Consider the following 21933-nt stretch of genomic DNA (forward strand, 5'->3'; position numbering starts at 1 on the left):
TCCGAATGAATCGCAAGACACTGTTCCGGAATCTGGCCATTGTGGCCGTCATTCTGTTTGCCATCTGGGGCTTCAGCATGATGCGTAATTCCGATCGCGAGTACACCGACGTCGACACGTCGATCGCGATGACCCAGTTGGACCAGAAGAACGTGAAGTCGGTTCAGATCGACGACCGCGAGCAGCGACTCCGCATCACGTTGACCAAGCCGATCAAGGTCGGTGATTCTGATGCCACCAAGATTTCGACGCAGTATCCCGCCGGGGTCAGCAACCGTATCTTCAACACGGTCAGCAACTCCGGTGCCGAGTACCAGACCAACGTCACCAAGGATTCCGGGATCTGGCAGTCGCTGCTGATCTTTGTGCTGCCGATGGTGATCCTGTTCGGCCTGTTCTTCTTCGTCATGAGCCGCATGCAAGGCGGCAAGGGCGGCGTGATGGGCTTTGGTAAGTCCAAGGCCAAGCAGTTGTCGAAAGACATGCCGAAGACCACGTTCGCCGATGTCGCCGGTGCCGATGAAGCCGTCGAAGAACTCGACGAGATCCGTGACTTCCTGCAGAACCCGTCCCGCTACCAGGCACTCGGCGCCAAGATCCCGAAGGGCGTCCTGCTGTACGGCCCACCCGGAACCGGTAAGACGCTGCTAGCGCGGGCCGTCGCCGGTGAGGCGGGCGTGCCGTTCTTCACGATTTCCGGTTCGGACTTCGTCGAAATGTTTGTCGGTGTGGGTGCCTCCCGCGTCCGTGACCTGTTTGAACAGGCCAAGGCCAGCAGTCCGTGCATCATCTTCGTTGACGAGATCGACGCGGTCGGCCGCCAGCGCGGTGCTGGCATGGGCGGCGGTCACGACGAACGCGAGCAGACCCTGAATCAGCTCCTGGTGGAGATGGACGGCTTCGGTGATCGGTCCGGCGTCATTGTGATGGCTGCGACCAACCGCCCCGACATCTTGGATCCGGCGCTGCTGCGTCCCGGACGCTTCGACCGCCAGATCCCGGTCAGCAACCCCGACATCGCGGGCCGCCGCGCCATCTTGGCCGTGCACTCCAAGGGCAAGCCGATTGCCCCCGACGCTGATCTCGACGGATTGGCCAAGCGGACACCGGGGATGAGCGGTGCCGACCTCGCGAACGTCATCAACGAGGCCGCCCTCCTGACGGCGCGCGAGCACAAGACGGTGATCTCCGGTGAGGCGCTCGAGGAAGCTGTCGACCGCGTGGTGGGTGGACCGCGACGCAAGAGCCGCGTTATCAGCGAACACGAGAAGAAGGTCGTGGCGTACCACGAGAGCGGCCACACGCTTGCCGCGTGGGCGATGCCCGACCTCGACCCGATTTACAAGGTCACCATCCTGGCGCGAGGACGCACCGGCGGTCACGCGCTGGCCGTGCCCGAGCAGGACAAAGAACTGATGACCCGCTCGGAGATGCTCGCCCGCCTCGTCATGGCAATGGGTGGTCGTGCCGCAGAAGAGTTGGTCTTCCATGAGCCGACGACGGGTGCGAGCTCCGATATCGATCAGGCCACCAAGATTGCCCGCGCAATGGTCACCGAATACGGCATGAGTGCCAAGCTCGGGGCGGTCCGTTATGGCCAAGACCAGGGCGACCCGTTCATGGGCCGCGGCATGGGCGGCGGAGTGGAATACTCCGCAGATGTCGCTGCCGAGATCGACACCGAGGTTCGAAACCTGATTGAGGCGGCGCACACCGAAGCGTGGGCGATTCTCAACCAGTACCGCGATGTACTCGACGTCCTCGCCGGCGAATTGCTGGAGAAGGAAACGCTGATCCGCAAGGACCTCGAGGACATCTTGCGCGATGTCATCAAGCGGCCCCGCATCACCAAATTCGACGAGTTCGGTGAGCGTACGCCGAGCACCAAACCGCCGATCAAGACGAAGGGTGAACTCGCCGTCGAACGCGGCGAGCCGTGGCCTCCCGTCGAGGAACCGGTGGTGCCCGCGGTGCCGCAGCCGGTGTACGGCGATCCGGCCCAGCAGGGCGCCGGCCAGCATTACGGGCAACCGCAGTATGGTCAGCCGCAATACGGTGGTCAGCCCCAGTACGGGCAGCCCCAGTACGGCCAACCGCAGTACGGGCAGCCGCAGAACGGGCAGCCGTATGGCCAACCCCAGTACGGGCAGCCGGCTTACGGACAGCCGTACGGCCAGCCTCAGCCGGTTCAGCCGCAACACGGTCAGGAGGCACCGCAGGGTTCGCCTTCCGACGGTGACTCGCGCAACGACCCGGTGGCGCCGCCGAATGACGCATCACGTCCCGGGCACGGAACCCGCCCCGACTACGGCGCCCCGCGCGACTGGTCGGCACCCGGATGGCCGCCCGCAGACGAGCCACGCGACGGTCAGTGAGGAGACCCGATATGACGAACACCAGCAACGTGAATGGCGTAGATCCGCACGCCGTCGACGGCCTCGTTGTTCCGGCACCCGACGGACAGCGCGATTTTGACCAAGCGCGAGCCGAGGCCGCCGTCCGGGAACTCCTCATCGCGGTGGGCGAGGATCCCGACCGGGAAGGCCTGGTGCGCACACCCACCCGCGTGGCCAACGCCTACCGGGAAATGTTCGCGGGCCTCTACACCAACCCCGACGATGTGCTCGCCACCGTCTTTGACGAGAACCACGAAGAACTCGTCCTCGTCAAAGACATCCCGATGTACTCGACCTGCGAGCATCACCTGGTGTCATTTCACGGGGTGGCGCACGTCGGCTACATCCCCGGCGAGACCGGTCAGGTGACCGGACTGTCGAAGCTGGCCCGGGTTGTCGACCTGTACGCCAAACGCCCGCAGGTCCAGGAACGACTAACCAGCCAGATCGCCGACGCGATCGTGCGCAAGTTGAATCCGCGCGGCGTGATCGTGGTGATTGAAGCCGAGCACCTGTGCATGGCGATGCGAGGTATCCGCAAACCGGGTGCCAGCACCACCACGTCGGCGGTGCGCGGACTGTTTAAAACCAGCGCGGTTTCCCGCGGAGAAGCACTGGACTTGATTACCCGGTGACCTCGGAACGTCCCTCGGCCGGCGAAGATCGCACGCTCGTCATGGGCGTGCTGAACGTGACTGCCGATTCGTTCTCCGACGGCGGCCAGTTTCTTCAGGTCGATAAGGCGATCGCGCACGGTTTGGAATTGCTGGAGGCCGGTGCCGACATCATCGATGTCGGGGGCGAATCGACGCGTCCCGGCGCGATTCGTGTTGACCCGAAAGCCGAATCGGGGCGGGTGGTACCGGTCATCCGAGAATTGGTGGCCGCCGGAGCCCGGGTGTCTGTCGACACGATGCGCGCCGCTGTTGCCGCCGATGCGCTGGAAGCTGGCGCTGGCCTGGTCAACGATGTCTCTGGCGGCCGGGCAGATGCTGACATGGCTCGGGTCCTCGCCGACGCATCGGTCCCGTGGATCCTGATGCATTGGCGGCCAGCCGACAATGCGCCGAGCGGGCAGCGCCACTTCACCCACCGCATCGACGAAGCGGGCGGCTACCGCGATGTGGTTGCCGAGGTCTCCGGTGAACTGCTCGGGCAGGTGGATGCCGCTGTCGCAGCGGGCGTCGATCCCGATGCGATCATCCTCGATCCGGGACTCGGCTTCGCGAAGAACGCCGATCACAACTGGGCACTGCTGCATTCCCTCCCGACCCTCGTCGGACTGGGATTCCCGGTCCTGATCGGGGCGTCTCGCAAACGTTTCCTCGGCTCGCTGCTCGCGCGGGACGGTGTGGATCGGCCCCCGGCGGGCCGCGAAGTTGCGACCGCCGCCATCTCCGCGCTGTCGGCAGCCGGTGGTGCCTGGGGCGTTCGCGTGCACGACGTCGCGTCGAGTCGCGACGCCATCGAAGTGGCCCTCGCCTGGCGTGGCGGCGGTCGGAGAGGCAATGAACATGGCTGACCGCATCGAACTCAAGGGGCTCCGAGTCCGAGGTAATCACGGTGTCTTCGATCACGAACGCCGCGACGGCCAAGAGTTCATCATTGACATCACCCTGTGGCTCGATCTGCAGGCTGCGGCCGCGAGCGACAACCTTGCAGACACCGTCGACTACGGTTCGCTGGCGCAAACCGCCCACGACATCGTGGCGGGCACGCCGCGCAATCTCATTGAAACCGTCGGCGCGGAAATTGCCGACGCCATCATGGGCGATGATCGGATCTCGGCGTGTGAGGTGACCGTCCACAAGCCGTCCGCGCCGATCCCGCTGACCTTCGACGACGTCGCCGTGGTGACCCGGCGGTCGATTAAGACGGCAGCCATCGCCGCAGCTCGACGGGCCACACCGTGACGACGCGGGTGGTCCTGTCCGCAGGATCGAACATCGGCGACTCGAGGGGACACTTGCAGGCGGTCGTCGACGCCGTCGGGGCCGACCTCATCGCTGCCTCGGCGGTGTATTCGACGCCGCCGTGGGGCGGCGTCGATCAGGACGACTTTGCCAACATCACGCTCATCGCGGAAGGCTCCCGGACCCCGAGACAGTGGCTCGAATTCTGTTGGGAACTCGAACGCGCCGCCGACCGCGTCCGTAACGAACGTTGGGGCCCCAGAACTCTCGACGTCGACGTGGTGGCCGCGGAAACCGACGGTGAGCCGGTGATCTCCGACGACGACGAACTCACCCTGCCGCATCCGCGAGCGTCGCAGCGGGCCTTCGTGTTGGTGCCGTGGCTGGAAATCGATCCGGACGCAACCCTGTGGACCGCTAGCGGGGAGCAGTCTGTCGTCGAGCTGGTGGCTGCCCTCGACGCCGACGATGTAGCCGCAGTTCGGCGCTTGGAGGCAACGCCGTGACGGGCCTCGGGCCAGTGGGGGAGAAGCACGATCCGGAGGGGGAGGGCCACAAACTCGGTCCGATCCGCTTCCGGGACTTGACGGCGGTCGCGGTGGTGGCGGGCCTGGCGATGTGGATCCTGATCCACTACAACTACGGCTCGTTCCCCGACCTACCCCTGCTGTCGGGCCTTTCCCTGTACGTGGTTGCGGCCCTGGAAGTCGTCATTGGATTCGTCGTCAAGAAGCGCATCGCCAACCGTGAAGTCGGCCGGGCGGGCGGGCAACTCCATCCGATCAATGCCGCGCGACTCGTCGCCCTGGCGAAGGCGTCGGCCATTCTCGGTGCCGTCGCCGCGGGCGGGTGGACCGGAGTGCTGATTTTCCTGATGCAGAACGGCATTCTCGATGCCGCGCGTCAGGATCGGCCGGGAGCCATCATCGGGCTGGTCGGCGGCGTCGTTCTCACCGCTGCGGCGATGTGGTTGGAGCACTGCTGTCGGGCTCCCGATGATCCGTCGGCGGACGAATTCGACTCTGCCCCGGATAGTCCGCCAAGCTTGGCCTAGTGCAGGCAATACCCGACACGGCCCACGTGCTAACCCCGTTAGCAGCGGCAATAGCGGTAAGTTTGGCCAATGACCACTAGGGAACGATCCGAAGAGGCCAAAACAAAGCGACCGTCCACGGCTGGACAATGGCTCATCGGGTTGTTGGTTTTGCTGGCGCTCATCGCGAGCCTGCTAATGGTGCTCGGAAATGACTTTTCGATCCAGGCGACCCTAGCCGTAATTGCCGCGCTGTGGGCAGCGGTCATCGGTGCAGTCCTGGTGACCAAGTACCGGCGGCAGGCCGACGTCGCCGAGTCACGCAGTCGTGACCTCAGGCTCGTCTACGAGCTGCAATTGGAACGCGAGATCTCGGCCCGCAGACAGTACGAGTCCGACGTTGAGGTGGCGATCCGCCAGGAAATCTCAGCGGAATCGAACGTGGAACTAGACGAGCTCAAGGCCCAAGTATTGGCGCTTCGGTCGAGTCTGGAGCAGTTGCTCGGCAAGCCGCTTCCCGATGCCCGGGTGGCGATTGGCCTCGAACGTCCCCGCGAATTGGGTGCCGGTCGTACCGGATACACCGCCGCAGCCGCGGACGATCGCTTCGTTGCCGATCGTGACTTCGCGACCACCGCACCGCCCTCGGATACGGGCCGCCACGTGCCGACCGAACCGCAGGACGTCGAAGAAGTCGATCCGGTCGAGATGACGGAAATCATCCCGGTTGTCACCGAAGATCCCGAAGCCGACGAAACGCCCCAGACCGGACCGTTCGATCGCGTCGCCTACAGTGCGCAGGCCTACGAGCCGCCGGCCGGGCCTTCCCAGCAGCCCCGTCCCCAGCAGCCCCGCGCCGAACAGGCCCGCGCCGAACAGCCCCGACCCCAGCGGCCCCGCCCGCAGGAGCCCCGCCCGCATCAGCCGCGGCGCGAACAGGCCCGGCCTTCGCAGCCGCGACCGCAGCAACCGGTTGCCGAGGTCGATGAGGCCGAGGGCACGCATTCGGAAGGTCGACCGGCCAGCGAGCTGTTGAGTCGACTCCGCGCTGCCAGCGAAAACGCCGCGCCGAGCCGTGAAGGCGGGCGTCGCCGCCGCGACTGAAGTTATTGCCGACAGAATTATTGCCGACAGGGTTCGTGCGCACGCGGCTGCGGGCGTGACCGGCCCGCAGACTTCCCGCGTATTGCAACGCTGCCTCGTATCGCCGGACTGTGCCCGGAAATTCCGCGCCGTGAAAGTTGTCACACGGCGTAGCCGCCCATACCCCGCCCCGCATATCGTGGTGTGGAACGTCTGGTACCCACAACTCGCCTTCGAGTAGGGACTGGAACGGAATGGAGGAACGCGGTGAACTCACCGATGACCCCGGCACGTCTGCGTGTCGGCATCGTCTCGGCCGGTCGCGTCGGCACTGCGCTCGGTGGGGCGCTCGCGGCGGTCGGACACGACGTAGTTGCAGTCACCGCACGCTCCGTCCAATCTCAGGCCCGTGCCGCTACCCGACTCCCCAGCGCGCGCCTTCTCGACATCCCCGGCGTAGTTAGCCAGGCGCAACTTTTGATCCTCGCGGTCCCGGACACGGAACTGTCCGAGGTGATCGCTCAGGTTGCTGACGCACAGCCTCGTCCCGGAACCATCGTGTTGCACACCGCTGGCGCCTACGGTGCCAACATCCTGGCGCCGCTCGCCGAACTTGGGGCCGTCACGATGGCCGTCCATCCCGCCATGACTTTCGTTGGCACGTCCGATGACACCGTCCGCGTCGCGTCGTCGTGCTTCGGCATCACTGCGGTCGACGAGATCGGCGAGGCCATCGCTGCCGCCCTCGTTCTTGAGATGGGTGGCACACCGGTGCGGATCGCCGAATCCGACCGCACGCTCTATCACGCGAGCCTCGCGCACGGTGCGAACAATTTGATCGCCCTCATTTCGGATGCGCTGACCGCGCTGACCGTGGCGATCGAAGGGCCGACGGGAGAGCATCGCAACACCGCGACCGTCGACGGTCCCGATTCTGGATTGGCCCAGCGGATCCTTGGGCCGCTGGTCCGTGCCTCGCTGGAGAATGTCCTCGACATGGGTCCGGCCGCGTTGACCGGACCTGTCGCGCGGGACGACGCCGCGACCGTCGCCCGTCACCTTGATGCCCTTGCGGCGTTGCCCGATGCGGGCGTCGTCGATGGATACCGTGCCCTGTCGCTCCGTGCGGCCGGCCAAAGTGCCGCCGGAGAAGAACTACGAGACCTTTTGGAGAAGCAATCGTGAGCTCCCTGTATGCGCCGGGTGAGATGACCGTCCACCGTAATCCCGCAGACCTGCGCCGGGTCGTGAAGGCGTTGCGCGCCACCGGTAAGCGCGTCGCGTTGGTGCCGACGATGGGTGCGCTGCACCTCGGACACATGCAGCTGGTGGAAGCGGCGAAGATGCACAACGACGTCGTGGTCGTGTCGATCTTCGTTAATCCGCTGCAGTTCGGGGAAGGCGAAGATTTGGACGCCTACCCGCGGACGTTCGACGAAGACCGTGCCCTGCTGGAAAAGGCCGGGGTGGAATTGGTGTTCGCCCCGACCGCCTCGGCAATGTACCCGACCGGCCCCCGCACCACGGTGCTTCCCGGCGAGACCGGTGCCATTCTGGAAGGCGCGACTCGTCCGACGCACTTCTCGGGCATGCTGACGGTCGTCAATAAGCTCCTCAACATCGTCGCACCGCACGCCGCGTACTTCGGTGAAAAGGATTACCAGCAGCTGGTTCTCATCAACCAGATGGTGAACGATCTCAACATGGACGTCGAAATCATCGGCGTCCCCACCGTGCGCGAAGCCGACGGGCTGGCACTGTCGTCGCGCAACCGATACCTGTCCGCCGACGAACGCGAACTCGCGACCGTCCTGTCCGCGGCGCTGCTGGCTGGCACGCACGCCGCAGCGGGAGGACGCGACGCGATCCTCGCAGCCGCTCACTCCGTCTTGGCTACCGCACCGGAAATCGAGATCGACTATCTCGAATTGCGGGGGCGGGGCCTAGAAGAACCGCCGGAACTCGGGGACGGCCGCCTGCTTGTGGCCGCCCGCGTGGGACCGGCACGCCTTATCGACAATGTCGGGGTCGCCATCGGCACCGGCTTTATTGAACGACCAGAAGGGTAGGGGCGACATGTTTCGCACCATGATGAAGTCGAAGATTCATCGCGCGACGGTGACCCAGGCCGACCTGCACTATGTGGGTTCGGTGACCATCGACGCCGACCTCCTCGATGCCGCCGATCTGATGGAAGGCGAGCAGGTTTGCATCGTCGACATCAACAACGGAAATCGGCTCGAGACCTACGTCATCGCGGGTGAGCGTGGCACGGGTGTGATCGGGATTAACGGCGCCGCCGCGCACCTGGTGCATCCCGGCGACCTCGTCATCATCATCGCGTACGGCGTCATGAACGAGGCCGAGCTGGCTGAGTACTCGCCCGCCGTGGTTTTTGTCGACGAAGCCAACCGTCCGATTAGCCTCGGCACCGACCCGGCCAACGTTCCCGAAGGCTCCGGCCTGAAGGACCCGCGCGGCCTCGCGACCGCCGCAGTCTGAATCGGGCAACCGTGCTCCTGACCGTCGCCGTCGGCAACACGAATATCAACCTCGGGGTGTTCGCCGGAACCGGCGATCACGCGAAGCTGGTGCGTGACTGGCGGATCCACACGCAACCGCATCTGACCGCCGACGAATTTGCCCTGCAACTGCGCGGCCTGCTTGGCCCAGACATCGAGCAGGTGACAGCGGTTGCCGGACTGTCGACGGTGCCGTCGTTGCTGCGGGAAATGCGGGAGATGCTGCCGCGCTATTTCGGTCATGGCCCACACGTGCTGCTTGAACCCGGTGTTCGCACCGGGGTGCCGCTGCTCGTCGACAACCCGAAAGAAGTTGGCACCGACCGGGTGGCGCACAGCCTGGCCGCGCACGAAAACTACCCGGACGGGCCATGCATTGTTGTGGCATTCGGTACGGCGACGGTCGTAGATGCGGTGTCGGCGAAGGGTGAGTTTTTGGGCGGGGTGATTGCCCCGGGCGTCGACTTGGCGGTGGAAGCGCTCAGTGAGCACACCGTGACTGTTCGAAAGGTGGAGCTGATGCCACCGCGAAGCGTGATCGGGAAAAACACGGTTGAGGCGTTGCAGTCGGGGATTATCTACGGGTTCGCCGGGCAGGTCGACGGCCTCGTCCAACGGATCAGGAACGACGTTCCGGGCTTCGACGGCAACGATGTGACCGTGATCGGCACGGGTTTCCGCGCACCGATGATGGTGGAGCAGTGTCGTGAGATCAGCGTGCATCACCCACATTTGGTGCTCGACGGCCTGCGCCGCGTGCACGAGCGTAGTCGCCGCCTAGGAAAGGGCCGAGCGTGACAGACAAGATTTATGGCCGAGATATCGAGCCCGGCCAGGTTTACCAACTCGGCGAGTACATCGTCGAGAAAGACGAACTCGTCGAGTATGCCCGCAAGTGGGACCCGCAGGGCTTTCACATCGACGAGGACATTGCCGCCGCCAGCCCCTACGGCGGACTCATCGCCAGCGGCATTCATTCTTTCGCGATCATGCAGCGTCTGTCGGTGATCGGTGTCTACGACAATTGGGCCGTCATTGCGGGCAAAGAAGTCCGCGACATCAAGTTCCTCCGCCCCGTGCGTCCCGGCGACGTCATCACCGGAACTGTGACGGTCAGCGAACTCGAGTTTGACGACCGCAACCGAGCCCTCGTTCGCATCATTACGGAACTGACCGTCGACGGAAAAGCCGTCCTCCGAACCGACACCGCCTCCCTGCTTCACGCCGCGCCGACGAAGTAGGTTTCGATTCTTTGCTCCGTCCGTACTTTGGGCCCAGATACCGGGCCCAAAGTTCGGACGGAGGCTAAGTCGGCGGGCGAACTGCGCATTGTGTTGATCTGCATGGCTTTACGAAGTCCCGCCATCCGCGGTGGTTCAGGGCTGTTCCCACCTTGATGGCCGTTGCGCAGGCTCGTTCCACCGCCTGTCCGTAACCTAATCGGATTGTGTCCTTGCCAGCGAAGACAAAGGCATCGAGGTCACGCTCCAAGTCGGCATCGCGGGCGCGGGCGCTGTCGTGGTGGGCACGACCATCCAACTCGACGATCAGCCCCCACTCGTCGTATTCCACGTCGCGGAAGCCTGGTCGGCCGACTTCCGTCGGTGATTGTCGAGTACCGCGAGGCAGTCCGTGCGCCTGTTCCACATTGGTGAGATAGCGATGCTCGAGCACCGAGCAGGTGCCGTCGCGAATATCAATCAGTACTGCTCTCAGGAACCGCCGCCGGGCGATCCGACTTCGGGATGCGAGGGCATTGAGCAGTCGGTCCGGAGTTGTGTGCCGCGATTGGACGACGTCCGAGAGGTAGGCAATCGCATCCAGTTCCGAAGTCGCGTCGGCGGCGACGTCGAGCACCGCGTGTTCCAACCGGGTCCGCGGTGGATGCGTACTGGCCATAACGCGCTCGGCCATGTAATTGCTGTAGTGCACGACTACACCTGGAGGTCGGGTGACGCGCCGTCCCCCATCGACGACGATGTGGATTGGATCGTGAAGGTTCCCGGTGGCTCCTGTCCCGGCTTGGATCGCCGATCTGTGACTGAGCGCTGCGGGCATTACCGAGAGAACTGCGATCCATTCCTTTTGCCTGCGAGTGAGTGGTCCGGTGTGCGCCACGTAAACGCCGGAATGCACTTGTACCCAGTCTCTGCGATTGAGGCGTTGCCTGATGAACGCGCGGGCGAGACCGCAGTCGAGCACCTGGCGTCGTGCGATGACACCGTCTTGTGCGTTCAATAGCCGACCAAGCTCCCCCGAGATCGTCATACCGGTAGTTTCTCGATAAGTCCGGCTTTGCGGTAGTCCCCCCTGTGGATAACTCGACGGCAGCGTTTCGTCCGTACTTTGGGCCCAGTATTTGGGCCCAAAGTACGGACGGGAGCAGGAGTGTTTAAAACCACGGTGCGCGCAAGGGGTAGTCAGGGGGAGCGGGCTGTGGCAAAATCACTTCCGTGATCAAGAGCTGTATGGAGTGTTGTCGGGGCTGAAACGCCCTTTCGTCAACCCCTGCTCGTTTCGATCATTTGAGGATTCCCTCGTCATGACTGTTTCTTTTTCTGCACCTGTCACTTCTTCGTACACGCAGGCCCCGATTTCGTTGCAAGTTGCCGACTACCGCGCGGCGCTCGCGGGCGGGGCGGTGGCCGTCGATCTGCGCGCCACGGACGTTCGCGCTGCCGAAGGTGCCCTCATGGGGGCACTGGCCGTCGGGGTCGACGACGCCCTGGAACTGCTGTCGCCCGGATCGTCGGAGCGGCTTCGCGCAGCAACCGCCGACGCCAACTGGGTGCTCGTCAGCGACGACGGTCACGACGCCGAAATGGTCGCCTGGCACCTGCAAGCGCGGGGTGTGCGCGGCGCCCGATTTGTCGTCGGAGGACACGGGGCGCTCCGATCGGCAGGCGTCAATGGGTCCGTCGGCAGCGACGCCCTGGGCCTGTTCGACGCGCACTGACCCGCTGATTGGTCTTGTCCCTGGTGGGCCGCATAACCTGGGAGGGTGAGTGACCAGGATTCCAGCGCCCAGACGCCCGCCTCCGCAGCCGCCGATCAGACGCCCGAACAGGTGCGCGTCCGGCAAGACAAGCGTGAGCGCATCCTTAACGAGGGACGCGAGGCCTACCCGGTAGCGGTAGGTCGCACCCACAGCCTCAGCGAAATCCGGGCTGCGCACCCCGAACTCGAAGCAGGCACCGAGACCGGCGAAATCGTTGGCGTCGCCGGCCGCATCATCTTCCTTCGCAACAAGGGCAAGCTGTGCTTTGCCACCCTGCAGGAGGGCGACGGCACCCAGCTTCAGGTGATGGTCAGCTTTAACGGCGTCGGCGAGGAAGCTCTGGCCCGGTGGAAAGCTGACACCGACATCGGAGACATCGTCTTTGTGCACGGTGAAGTGATCAGCTCGCGCACCGGTGAACTTTCGGTGATGGCCGACGCTTGGGAGATGGCGTCGAAGGCCCTGCGGCCGCTGCCCGTTGCGCACAAGGACATGAACGAAGAGTCACGCGTCCGCCAGCGCTACGTCGACCTGATCGTGAACCCGGAAGCTCGGGCGACGGCCCGCACCCGCGTCAAGGTAATGGCCGCGCTGCGCCAGTTCATGACCGACCGCGACTTCCTCGAAGTTGAGACCCCCATGCTGCAAACCCTCCACGGTGGTGCCGCAGCCCGCCCGTTCCATACGCACTCCAACGCTTTCGATATGGAACTGTTCCTGCGGATCGCGCCCGAACTGTTCCTCAAGCGCTGCGTGGTCGGCGGCATCGAGCGAGTCTTCGAAGTAAACCGCAACTTCCGAAACGAAGGTGCGGACTCCACGCACTCGCCCGAGTTCGCAATGCTCGAGACCTACCAGGCATACGGCACCTACGACGATTCGGCGGTCATGATCCGCGAACTCGTGCAGGCTGTCTCGATGGCCGCCGTCGGCACCCTGACCCCGACCATGCCCGATGGCAGCACCTACGACCTGTCCGGCGAATGGAAGACGGTGTCGATGTACCCGTCGCTGTCGGAGGCATTGGGCGAGGAGATTGTGCCCGCACAGACGTCGGTGGACGAACTGCTGAAGATCGCCGACCGCGTCGGCCTCGACGTGCCCCGCGACAAGGGGTACGGACACGGCAAGCTCGTCGAAGAACTCTGGGAGCACCTCGTCGGAGACAAGCTCGACGAGCCGGTGTTTGTCCGCGATTTCCCCGTCGAAACGTCGCCGCTGGTGCGCGCGCACCGGACCGTCCCCGGCGTCGTCGAGAAGTGGGACCTGTACGTCCGCGGCTTCGAGTTGGCGACCGGCTACTCCGAACTCGTCGACCCGGTAATCCAGCGCGAACGGTTCGTCGACCAGGCGCGACTGGCGGCTGCCGGTGACGACGAGGCGATGGTCCTCGACGAAGAGTTCCTGATGGCCATGGAATACGGCATGCCGCCGACCACCGGCACCGGTATGGGCATTGACCGTCTACTGATGGCCATCACCGGCCTCGGTATCCGTGACACCGTGCTATTCCCGCTGGTGAAGCCGCTGCAGTCGTAGCTAGCGCGTTAGGTCTGCCGCTACGGAATCAGCCGGACGCGGCGGGCATTAACGACGGCCTCAAAGCGGGACGAGGCGTCGAGTTTCGTGAGCAGCGACTTCACGTAACCCTTGACCGTGTGCAGGCCAATGCCCAAATGCGTGGCGATTGACGCGTTGGTCAGGCCGACGGCGAGGAGGCTCAGGACGTCTTGCTCGCGGGAGGTGAGCCGGACGACGATGTCGTCGGCGGGGGCATGTCCTGCCAGATCTGCGGCGATGTCGAGAAGCTGGGCGCGGAGCGACGGCTCGTCCACGGTGTCGGCGAGCCGCCGCAGTCGGGTGTGCGACTCCTGCACCCGACTGCGCCAGGCGGCGAGGCTGAGCTCGTCTTCGTCGGTGCGGAGAGTCCCGAGGACCTCGGCCACCGTTAATTGCTGTTCGATAGCTCGCGCTTCGTCGGTGACGATGTCGAGGGCGTCGTCCAATTGATCGTGTGCGGTTCGGCTCGCCGCGTACAGCACGCCGATATGCCTGCGGCCGACAATGATGGGCGCGGCCACGAGGGAGCTTAGGCGTTCAGCGCGGATGAGGTTGTCGTAGGTGTGGGTGATTACCGGTGACCCAAAATAGTCGTTCACGGCGGTCGCGCGGCGACGCTGCAGAACGTGTCCGCCGAGTCCGTGACCGTAATCCAGCCTGGCCCCGCGCAACGGCCCGACCACGTCGCCGTCGAAGAAGCTCAATTCGATCTTTGGATCGTCGCCGCTTTCGGCGACTACCCGCCCGGCGAAGGCCAAACTTGCGCCAGTACTTTTCCGGAGACGACGAAGCGTCCGGAGCAGGTGCCGAGCAAATTCGTCGTGGGGCGTACCCCTCTTTGGGGGGTTGTGCGTGTCGGCTGTCACGTCGATGATCATCCCAGATCAAGTGGGACGAGTCGAACAAGAGCGACAACCCGAGGGAGATTGCCGAATGAATGCCGAGCAACAGACTCAGGCGTGGCTCGAACTCTATCGGGCGCAAGACGCTAGCGCGGCACACCTCCTGTGCGACCGTCACGACCCAGACGCCGTCGCGTTTACGTTGGTTGAACCGGATCTGACAGCGCAACCAATGACCTGGGGCGAGCTGGCGGCAGAGTCTCGGGCGATGGCAACAGTCTTGGCGGCCAAGGGGATTGGCCGGGGCGACCGCGTGCCGGTCCTGCTCGGCAAGCGTCGGGCGCTCGTCGTCACCCTGATGGGCCTGTGGCGTCTCGGTGCTGTCCACGTGCCGCTCTTTACCGCGTTTGCGACCGGTGCCATTGAACTGCGCACCGAGAGTGCCGATGCCCGGGTGGTTGTGACCGATGCCTCACAGCGAGACAAGGTTGATCCGATCGCCGCGGTCACCGTTCTTGATGTCGACGACCTGGTCGCTGAGGCCGCTACGGCCGAACCGCTCGCCGATGCGGTCGCCATTGGCGGCGACGGCACGCTGGTTCAGCTTTACACTTCCGGCACCACTGGCAAGCCCAAGGGCGTCCCGGTCCCGCTGTTTTGCCTCGCGTCGTTCCACACGTACCTGCACTACTCGCTCGATGTCAGCGACGATGACGTCTTCTGGAACGCGGCCGACCCGGGTTGGGCCTACGGGCTGTATTACGCGCTGCTGGCCCCGATGGTTGCTGGCCGCACCAGCTTGCTACTGAACCAGGGCTTCACTCCGGAGTCGACAGTCGCGGTGATCCGGAAATTTGGCGTTACCAACTTTGCGGCAGCGCCGACGATCTACCGGGCCATCCGCGCCGGGGTCGGCACCGAAGGCATTGCGCTGCGGCGAGCATCGTCCGCCGGTGAACCGCTAACGCCCGACATCGTCGAATGGGGCATCGCGAACCTCGGTTGCGAGGTCCGCGACCACTACGGGCAGACCGAACTCGGCATGGTCATCGGCAACCACTGGCACCCCGAGGTAGCCAAGCCGGTGAAGGTCGGATCGATGGGGCAGGCGATGCCGGGCTTTACCGCGGGCATCGTTGAGGGGCAGATTGCGCTCAACGTGCACGACAGTCCGCTTCTCTGGTTCACCGGATACGACGACGCCCCCGAGAAGACCGCCGAACGTTTTACCGCAGACGGCAGTTGGTATCTGACCGCAGACACCGGCAAGCAGGACGATGAGGGCTACCTCTCGTTCAGCTCGCGCGATGACGACGTCATCCTGGCGGCTGGCTACCGAATCGGCCCGTTCGATGTGGAGAGCGTCCTTGCCGGGCACGCCTGGGTTAACGAGGTCGCGGTGGTCGGACGCCCAGATCCGGAAGGGATCCGCGGCGAGGTCGTCGAAGCGTTTGTGGTGCTGAAGGCCGGGGTTACCGGCGACGATGCCCTCGCTACCGAGCTAAAGCACCTGGTGCGGGACAAGTACTCCAAGCATGCGTACCCGCGGACCGTTCACTTCGTGGAGTCACTCCCGAAGACGCCGAGCGGCAAAATTCAGCGGTTTATCCTGCGGCAGTAGGAAACTGCGCCACGACCTTTTTGGCGGGAGGGGGAGCGGAGCGAGCGTATCGAGATTCGAGGGGTTTGAGGTGTCCTCTCGAGGCCGATACGCCGTTCCGCTCCATATTTTCTGGCGCTGGAACCTGCCAGCACTAACTCATTTCGCGCTTGAGGATCTTGCCGGAAGCATTGCGGGGGAAAGCGTCGAGGATCTCGACGGTGCGGGGGGCCTTGAAATTTGCGAGGTGCTCGCGGGCGTAGGCGATCACCGCTGCGGGCTCGATTGTCGCGTCCGACTGCACGGTGAGGAAGGCCTTGCCGACCTCGCCGAGACGCTCGTCGGGTACGCCTATCACGGCTACCTCGGTGACGCCGGGGAGGCGAGACAGGACCTGCTCGACCTCCGCCGGATACACGTTGAACCCGCCGCAGATGTACATGTCCTTGAGTCGGTCGGTGATCTTGAGGTTGCCATTCTCGTCGAGCACGCCGATGTCGCCGGTGTGCAGCCAGCCGTCCGAGTCAATGGTTTCGGCAGTTGCCTCCGGGTTGTCGAGGTACCCGCGCATCACCATGAGGCCGCGCGTGAGGACCTCGCCCTGTTCTGACAGCTTCACCTCCATGCCGTCGAAGGCACGACCGCACGTGGTGGCAACGGTGACGGCATCGTCGTTGGGGCGGCAGGTGGTGATGAAACCGCTGGTTTCGGTCTGCCCGTAAGCGGTGACCACGGTTTCGACGCCGAGGTCGGACTGCAGGCGTTCGATGAGTACGACGGGGACGATGGTGGCACCGGTGACGATCAGCCGAAGGCTCGACAGGTCGTGGTTGGTGCGGTCGGGGTCGTCGAGGATGGTCTGGAAGATGGTGGGTGCACCGGGGAACACGGTGATGCCTTCGGCGGCGACCGTTTCCATCGCCTTTGTCGGCGAGTACACGGCCAGCGGGTACATGGTGGTGCCCAGAAGTAGGCACGGCAGGATGCCTGCCTTGTAGCCGAAGGTGTGGAAGAACGGGTTCACCATCAGGTAGCGGTCGGTCGAGCTCAGGCCGCCGTTGCTGCCCCACGCGTGAGCACCGTGAACGGTCTGCTGATGCTCGGCCATGACGCCCTTGGGGGCGCCAGTGGTTCCGGAAGTGAAGAGGATATCCGACAGATCGTCGGCGGCGACGGCCTCGGCTCGGGCGCGGGCCTGGCCGATCAGTTCATCGGTGGCCGAGCCCATGAGTGCGTCCCAGGTGAGGACGCCGTCGCCGTCGGCGCTGGTTTCGAGCGGCACAGAAATGATGGTCCGGCCGGTCGGAATCGTGGTCGCGAGGACTTCGTCGAGGCGGTTGATGCCCGCGAACTCACCGGAGACGATGACCACCTTGGCACCCGCGCGGTCGACGATGTCGGTCGCCTCGCTGGTTGTGTAGCGAGTGTTCAGGGGAACCAGGACGCCGCCTGCGTAGTGGACGGCGAGCGCCGCGATGGGCCAGTGGAAACTGTTGGGTGCCCACAGTGCGACGCGGTCACCGGGGGCAACGCCGATCTTGATCAGGCCGGCGGCGAACTCGCGGACCCGGTCGGCGAGCTGTGGCCAGGTCAGGCTGACGGGTTCGCCCCACTGGTTGTCGACGATGGCGATACCGTCGGGCCACTGCGTCTCGGCGCGGTGGAGTGCGGCGGGGGTGGTCAACGGGTTCGGGAGCATAACCAAAACCTAGCAAATGCTTGGTAGGTTAAGCTAGCGGTATGACGACGATCAATCTCGCCGATCGCAGCGTCGATCTGGGCGAATGGGCGGCCACGACACCCGATGCCGCCGAGGTCTTTGCGCAAGCAGTCCGCACCTGGCTCGCCGACAACCTGGTTGGCGACTTCGCGGAACTTCGCGGCCGCGGCGGACCCGGCAGTGAGCACGAGTTCTTCGCCGAACGCCTCGAATGGGACCGCCACCTGGCTGCCTCCGGGTGGACGTGCCTCGGCTGGCCGGTCAAGCATGGCGGTCGCGGAGCGACGATCGCCCAGCGCATCATCTTCCACCAGGAGTACGCGCGCGCCAATGCTCCGGCCCGGGTCAATCACCTCGGTGAAGAACTGCTGGGACCCACGCTGATTGAGTACGGCACTCCCGAACAGCAAGAACGGTTCCTGCCGGGCATCGTTAACGTCACCGAGCTGTGGGCGCAGGGCTACTCCGAACCGGGCGCAGGCAGTGACCTTGCCGGTGTCGCAACGTCGGCCGTAGTCGACAACGGCGAGTGGGTTATCAACGGCCAAAAGATTTGGACGTCGCTGGCGCACCTTTCGCAGTGGGCCTTCGTGATTGCCCGCACCGAAAAGGGTTCGACCCGCCACAAGGGCCTCAGCTTCCTGCTGGTCCCGCTCGATCAGCCGGGCGTCACCATCCGCCCCATCCAGCAGATCACCGGAACGTCGGAGTTCAACGAAGTCTTCTTCGACGACGCCCGCACCGAAGAGTCCCTCATTGTTGGCGAGCCCGGCGACGGCTGGAAGGTCGCGATGGGGCTGCTGCAGTTTGAGCGCGGCGTCTCCACGCTCGGCCAGCAGGTCGGTTTCCAGCGTGAACTGGAAGACATCATCGACCTGGCTCGCAGCAACGGCAGCATCAACAACCCCGACGTTGCGAGCCGCCTCCGGCGCGCCAAGGTGGGGCTCACCGTGATGGATGCCAACGCGCGCCGCACCCTGTCCGGCGACGTTGTCTCCGAAGCCGGGGCCGCCTCGGTCACCAAACTGCTGTGGGCCAACTGGCACCGCGACCTCGGCGAGCTTGCCGTTGCCGTCGTCGGAGCGCCGTCGTTGATCGGCCCGCCCGCCACCACCGAGGGTCGTGCCAACGACATCGCCGACCCCGAACACGTCGAACTCGACGAGTGGCAACGACTTCTGCTCTTCACCCGCGCCGACACCATTTACGGCGGCTCCAACGAAGTGCAGCGAAACATCATCGCCGAGCGAGTGCTCGGCCTTCCCCGAGAGGCACGCGCATGACCGACTCCCGCCCCGTTTCCCCGCTGGCAACCCCGCCGGAGGAAGTTGCCGGACACAACCTCCTCGCAGGCAAGAAGGCGATCGTCACCGCTGCCGCGGGCACCGGTATCGGTTTCGCGACCGCACGCCGCATTCTGCTTGAGGGTGGCGATGTCCTAGTGTCGGACTTCCACGAGCGTCGTCTCGGCGAGACTGTCGAGAAGCTGTCGGCGGAGTTCCCGAACCAGCAGGTTGTCTCGTTTGTGTGCGACGTTTCGAGCACCGAGCAGGTCAACGAACTCTTCGCCAGCGCTGCCAGCCAGCTCGGCCGCATCGACGTTGTCGTCAACAACGCCGGTCTCGGCGGCGAGACGCCCGTCGTCGACATGACCGATGAGCAGTGGGATCGCGTCGTCGACATCACGCTCAACAGCACGTTCCGCGCCACCCGCGCCGCACTGGCATACTTCCGCGACGCACCGCACGGCGGCATCATCGTCAACAATGCGTCGGTCCTCGGCTGGCGTGCACAGCGCGGCCAGGCTCACTACGCGGCCGCCAAGGCGGGCGTCATGGCATTGACGCGCTGCTCGGCCGTCGAAGCCGCCGACTACGGAGTCCGTATCAATGCCGTCGCACCGTCGATCGCCAAGCACCCGTTCCTGGCGAAGGTGACCTCCGACGATCTGCTCGACGAACTCGCTTCGCGCGAAGCGTACGGTCGTGCCGCTGAGGTGTGGGAGATCGCCGCGACGATCGCCATGCTCGCCAGCGACTACACCACCTACCTGACCGGCGAAATCGTTTCCATCTCCAGCCAGCGCGCCTGACCCGCCAGCTTCCCGAAAGGCATTCTCATGACAACTCCCCAGGCATACATCGTTGACGCGATCCGCACCCCCGTCGGCAAGCGCAACGGCTCGTTGGCCGGCTTCCACCCCGCCGACATGGGCGCCCACGTCATCAAGGCGATCATTGATCGCACCGGGATCGATCCCGAGGTTGTCGACGACGTCGTATTCGGCTGCGTCGACACGATCGGCCCGCAGGCAGGCAACATCGCCCGTACCGCGTGGCTGGCCGCAGGCATGCCGCTCGGCGTCCCCGGCACCACCGTCGACCGCCAGTGCGGCTCCAGCCAGCAGGCCATCCACTTCGCGGCACAGGCCGTGATGAGCGGCACCCAAGACGTGGTGCTCGCCGGTGGCGTCCAGAACATGAGCGCGATCCCGATCAGTGCGGCCATGATCGCTGGCCAGCAGTTTGGTTTCACCACCCCGACCGCCGAGTCGAAGGGCTGGACCGAACATTTCGGCGACCAGGAGATCAGCCAGTTCGTCGGCGCCGACATGATCGCCAAGAAGTGGAACATCAGCCGCCTCGAGATGGAGGAGTGGTCGCTCCAGAGCCATCAGCGCGCTAAGGCGGCGATCGCTGAAGGCCGCTTCGCTAACGAGTACGTAGCCCTCGGTGACTGCGTCGTCGACGAGTGCCCCCGCGACACCACCATGGAGAAGATGGCATCGCTCGACGTCCTCGCTCCCGGCTCGCAGCTGACCGCAGCCGTCGCCTCGCAGATCTGCGACGGCGCGTCGGCCACCCTCGTCGTTTCGGAGAAGGCGCTTGAGCAGTACGGCCTGACCCCTCGCGCCCGCATCCACCACATGTCGGTGCGTGGCGACGACCCGGTGATGATGCTGTCCGCACCGATCCCAGCCACCGAGTACGCCCTCGCAAAGACGGGCATGAGCATTGATGACATCGACGTTGTCGAGATCAACGAGGCCTTCGCGCCGGTCGTGTTGTCGTGGCTCAAGGAAACCGGTGCCGACCCGGCTCGCGTGAACCCCAACGGTGGCGGCATCGCCCTCGGCCACCCGCTGGGTGCCACCGGTGCCAAGCTGTTCGCCACCATGCTCAACGAACTGGAGCGCACTGGCGGCCGCTACGGACTGCAGACCATGTGCGAAGGTGGCGGCACCGCAAACGTCACCATTATCGAACGTCTGGGCTAATCAGTCGCAAGATTAATACCGACATTCCGTGCCTAATAAGTATGGGATGTCGGTATTTTTTGCTCCCTGGGAAAAGCGTCGCATAGCATCTGAACAACTGACATGTTCTTTACACTTGCTTTACCTATGAGGAGTTACTGGATGAACCGCGCGCGACTGGGCCGATTGGGGCTTCTCTTAACATCGGCACTGGTGTTCGCTGGTATCACCGCCGCACCGAGCAATGCGGCCCCGCAAATGGAAGACATCGTGGTCCACTCGGCATCGATGAACCGCGACATTCCGTTGACGGTCCTCAAGCCGAAGGACACGTCCAAGCCTGCGCCCGTCCTGTACCTCCTCAATGGTGCTGGCGGCGGCGAAGACACCGCCACCTGGCAACGCAACACTGACGACATTCCTCGGTAAGGAACTCCCGCCGGCCATCGGCGGCAAGTACAACACCAGCGGCAAGAATGCGATCGCCGGAATCTCGTCATCCGCGACGTCTGTGCTGAACCTCGCCATCGAACACAAGGGCCTGTACAAGGCTGTCGGTTCGTACAGTGGCTGCGCCAGCACTTCGAGCCAGCTCGGGCAGATCTACATGCAGATCGTCGTCGAGCAGCGCGGCAAGGCCGACATCACCAACATGTGGGGCGACCTCTCCGATCCGCTGTGGAAGAAGAACGACCCGGTTGTGCACGCCAACGGCCTGCGCGGACTGTCGCTGTACCTCAGTAATGCCAGTGGTCTGCCCGGCCCGCACGACACTCTCGTCGAAGTTCCGGATCCCGTCGTCCTCGCTGACCGCATCGTCGTTGGCGGTGGCATCGAAGCGGCTACCCGCATCTGCACCGACCAGTTGGTGGGCAAGCTCAAGAGCCTGAACATCCCGGCAACCGTCGACTACCCGATCGCTGGCACGCACTCTTGGCCGTACTGGCAGGAGCAGCTCCACAAGTCGTGGCCGCAGCTCGCCCGCGCCATCGCATAAGCAAGCGTGCGCT

General features: G+C 64.6%; 21 protein-coding genes and 1 pseudogene. 19 read left to right on the forward strand and 3 right to left on the reverse strand.

All coding sequences use genetic code 11. The features are described 5' to 3' along the window. Window positions 1-5: 5 nt before the first annotated feature. The 12 genes from ftsH (at window position 6) to AC1L34_RS16390 (ending at window position 10188) form a co-directional block, all read left to right on the forward strand. Window positions 6-2375 carry an ATP-dependent zinc metalloprotease FtsH gene (ftsH, locus tag AC1L34_RS16335; RefSeq protein ID WP_424297479.1) on the forward strand — a complete coding sequence of 790 codons (2370 nt, stop codon included), beginning with the start codon at window positions 6-8 and terminating at the stop codon, window positions 2373-2375. An 11-nt stretch (window positions 2376-2386) separates the two neighbouring features. After that, a complete protein-coding gene (folE, locus tag AC1L34_RS16340) occupies window positions 2387-3031 on the forward strand; it encodes a GTP cyclohydrolase I FolE (protein WP_424323665.1) in 645 nt (214 codons plus the stop codon). A 41-nt stretch (window positions 3032-3072) separates the two neighbouring features. Beyond that, window positions 3073-3918, forward strand: a complete 846-nt coding sequence (gene folP, locus AC1L34_RS16345; RefSeq protein ID WP_424297512.1) for a dihydropteroate synthase — start codon at window positions 3073-3075, stop codon at window positions 3916-3918. Next, window positions 3911-4309, forward strand: a complete 399-nt coding sequence (gene folB, locus AC1L34_RS16350; RefSeq protein WP_424297476.1) for a dihydroneopterin aldolase — start codon at window positions 3911-3913, stop codon at window positions 4307-4309. Before folP ends, folB begins: the two co-directional genes overlap by 8 nt. Continuing rightward, window positions 4306-4815, forward strand: a complete 510-nt coding sequence (gene folK, locus AC1L34_RS16355; RefSeq protein WP_424323664.1) for a 2-amino-4-hydroxy-6-hydroxymethyldihydropteridine diphosphokinase — start codon at window positions 4306-4308, stop codon at window positions 4813-4815. Before folB ends, folK begins: the two co-directional genes overlap by 4 nt. Further along, window positions 4812-5363: a DUF3180 domain-containing protein gene (locus tag AC1L34_RS16360; protein ID WP_424297473.1), complete on the forward strand. Its 552-nt coding sequence runs from the start codon at window positions 4812-4814 to the stop codon at window positions 5361-5363. Before folK ends, AC1L34_RS16360 begins: the two co-directional genes overlap by 4 nt. 69 nt (window positions 5364-5432) lie before the next feature. Next, window positions 5433-6446, forward strand: a complete 1014-nt coding sequence (locus AC1L34_RS16365; protein ID WP_480034939.1) for a DUF6779 domain-containing protein — start codon at window positions 5433-5435, stop codon at window positions 6444-6446. 246 nt (window positions 6447-6692) lie between these two features. Then, the gene (locus AC1L34_RS16370) at window positions 6693-7610 is read left to right on the forward strand and encodes a Rossmann-like and DUF2520 domain-containing protein (protein ID WP_424295812.1); all 918 of its coding nucleotides are present in this window, start codon (window positions 6693-6695) and stop codon (window positions 7608-7610) included. A gap of 23 nt (window positions 7611-7633) precedes the next feature. Then, window positions 7634-8494, forward strand: coding sequence for a pantoate--beta-alanine ligase (gene panC / locus AC1L34_RS16375; RefSeq protein WP_424322372.1), 861 nt, complete (start codon window positions 7634-7636; stop codon window positions 8492-8494). A 7-nt stretch (window positions 8495-8501) separates the two neighbouring features. Further along, window positions 8502-8927 (forward strand): aspartate 1-decarboxylase, encoded by a 426-nt coding sequence (gene panD, locus AC1L34_RS16380; RefSeq protein WP_424295810.1) that lies wholly within the window; start codon window positions 8502-8504, stop codon window positions 8925-8927. Between the two features lie 11 nt (window positions 8928-8938). Continuing rightward, a complete protein-coding gene (locus tag AC1L34_RS16385) occupies window positions 8939-9745 on the forward strand; it encodes a type III pantothenate kinase (protein ID WP_424295808.1) in 807 nt (268 codons plus the stop codon). Further along, entirely contained in the window at window positions 9742-10188 is a 447-nt protein-coding gene (locus tag AC1L34_RS16390; RefSeq protein WP_424295806.1) for a MaoC/PaaZ C-terminal domain-containing protein, read from the forward strand. Before AC1L34_RS16385 ends, AC1L34_RS16390 begins: the two co-directional genes overlap by 4 nt. Before the next feature lie 64 nt (window positions 10189-10252). Here the strand turns inward: AC1L34_RS16390 and AC1L34_RS16395 are convergent, their stop codons facing one another. Beyond that, entirely contained in the window at window positions 10253-11215 is a 963-nt protein-coding gene (locus tag AC1L34_RS16395) for a hypothetical protein (protein WP_424323336.1), read from the reverse strand. A gap of 274 nt (window positions 11216-11489) precedes the next feature. Between AC1L34_RS16395 and AC1L34_RS16400 the strand changes: the two genes are divergently transcribed. Both AC1L34_RS16400 and lysS read left to right on the forward strand, forming a co-directional pair. Beyond that, window positions 11490-11903, forward strand: coding sequence for a rhodanese-like domain-containing protein (locus tag AC1L34_RS16400; protein WP_424293642.1), 414 nt, complete (start codon window positions 11490-11492; stop codon window positions 11901-11903). A gap of 45 nt (window positions 11904-11948) precedes the next feature. Next, window positions 11949-13484: a lysine--tRNA ligase gene (gene lysS, locus AC1L34_RS16405; protein WP_424293641.1), complete on the forward strand. Its 1536-nt coding sequence runs from the start codon at window positions 11949-11951 to the stop codon at window positions 13482-13484. A 20-nt stretch (window positions 13485-13504) separates the two neighbouring features. On the opposite strand, the gene AC1L34_RS16410 is transcribed toward lysS, so the two are convergent. Then, entirely contained in the window at window positions 13505-14371 is an 867-nt protein-coding gene (locus AC1L34_RS16410; RefSeq protein WP_424293640.1) for a helix-turn-helix transcriptional regulator, read from the reverse strand. 67 nt (window positions 14372-14438) lie between these two features. Here AC1L34_RS16410 and AC1L34_RS16415 point away from each other — a divergent pair, with 67 nt between their 5' ends. Continuing rightward, window positions 14439-15968 carry an AMP-binding protein gene (locus tag AC1L34_RS16415; protein ID WP_424322369.1) on the forward strand — a complete coding sequence of 510 codons (1530 nt, stop codon included), beginning with the start codon at window positions 14439-14441 and terminating at the stop codon, window positions 15966-15968. A gap of 133 nt (window positions 15969-16101) precedes the next feature. Here AC1L34_RS16415 and AC1L34_RS16420 read toward each other — a convergent pair whose 3' ends face one another. Then, complete coding sequence (locus AC1L34_RS16420) at window positions 16102-17646, reverse strand: FadD3 family acyl-CoA ligase (protein ID WP_424322368.1); 1545 nt, start codon at window positions 17644-17646, stop codon at window positions 16102-16104. Window positions 17647-17687: 41 nt separating this feature from the next. On the opposite strand from AC1L34_RS16420, the gene AC1L34_RS16425 reads away from it, so the two are divergent. The 4 genes and pseudogenes from AC1L34_RS16425 to AC1L34_RS16440 all read left to right on the forward strand — a co-directional run bounded on the left by AC1L34_RS16425 (window position 17688) and on the right by AC1L34_RS16440 (window position 21920). After that, window positions 17688-18950: an acyl-CoA dehydrogenase family protein gene (locus AC1L34_RS16425; RefSeq protein WP_424322367.1), complete on the forward strand. Its 1263-nt coding sequence runs from the start codon at window positions 17688-17690 to the stop codon at window positions 18948-18950. Further along, on the forward strand, window positions 18947-19759 hold the full coding sequence (locus AC1L34_RS16430; RefSeq protein WP_424293636.1) for an SDR family oxidoreductase: 813 nt from the start codon (window positions 18947-18949) through the stop codon (window positions 19757-19759). Before AC1L34_RS16425 ends, AC1L34_RS16430 begins: the two co-directional genes overlap by 4 nt. A gap of 27 nt (window positions 19760-19786) precedes the next feature. After that, window positions 19787-20944: an acetyl-CoA C-acetyltransferase gene (locus tag AC1L34_RS16435; RefSeq protein WP_424322366.1), complete on the forward strand. Its 1158-nt coding sequence runs from the start codon at window positions 19787-19789 to the stop codon at window positions 20942-20944. Between the two features lie 141 nt (window positions 20945-21085). After that, window positions 21086-21920, forward strand: a pseudogene (locus tag AC1L34_RS16440) (alpha/beta hydrolase). Window positions 21921-21933: the final 13 nt, after the last annotated feature.

The sequence above is a fragment of the Gordonia sp. 34D genome (assembly GCF_056682775.1).

Bases quoted from the DNA above. Each gene is read 5' to 3' on its own strand.
- ftsH (WP_424297479.1), top strand. From the start codon at position 6: ATGAATCGCAAGACACTGTTCCGGAATCTGGCCATTGTGGCCGTCATT.
- folE (WP_424323665.1), top strand. From the start codon at position 2,387: ATGACGAACACCAGCAACGTGAATGGCGTAGATCCGCACGCCGTCGAC.
- folP (WP_424297512.1), top strand. From the start codon at position 3,073: ATGGGCGTGCTGAACGTGACTGCCGATTCGTTCTCCGACGGCGGCCAG.
- folB (WP_424297476.1), top strand. From the start codon at position 3,911: ATGGCTGACCGCATCGAACTCAAGGGGCTCCGAGTCCGAGGTAATCAC.
- AC1L34_RS16365 (WP_480034939.1), top strand. From the start codon at position 5,433: ATGACCACTAGGGAACGATCCGAAGAGGCCAAAACAAAGCGACCGTCC.
- panC (WP_424322372.1), top strand. From the start codon at position 7,634: ATGACCGTCCACCGTAATCCCGCAGACCTGCGCCGGGTCGTGAAGGCG.
- panD (WP_424295810.1), top strand. From the start codon at position 8,502: ATGTTTCGCACCATGATGAAGTCGAAGATTCATCGCGCGACGGTGACC.
- AC1L34_RS16395 (WP_424323336.1), bottom strand. From the start codon at position 11,215: ATGACGATCTCGGGGGAGCTTGGTCGGCTATTGAACGCACAAGACGGT.
- AC1L34_RS16400 (WP_424293642.1), top strand. From the start codon at position 11,490: ATGACTGTTTCTTTTTCTGCACCTGTCACTTCTTCGTACACGCAGGCC.
- AC1L34_RS16415 (WP_424322369.1), top strand. From the start codon at position 14,439: ATGAATGCCGAGCAACAGACTCAGGCGTGGCTCGAACTCTATCGGGCG.
- AC1L34_RS16420 (WP_424322368.1), bottom strand. From the start codon at position 17,646: ATGCTCCCGAACCCGTTGACCACCCCCGCCGCACTCCACCGCGCCGAG.
- AC1L34_RS16425 (WP_424322367.1), top strand. From the start codon at position 17,688: ATGACGACGATCAATCTCGCCGATCGCAGCGTCGATCTGGGCGAATGG.
- AC1L34_RS16430 (WP_424293636.1), top strand. From the start codon at position 18,947: ATGACCGACTCCCGCCCCGTTTCCCCGCTGGCAACCCCGCCGGAGGAA.
- AC1L34_RS16435 (WP_424322366.1), top strand. From the start codon at position 19,787: ATGACAACTCCCCAGGCATACATCGTTGACGCGATCCGCACCCCCGTC.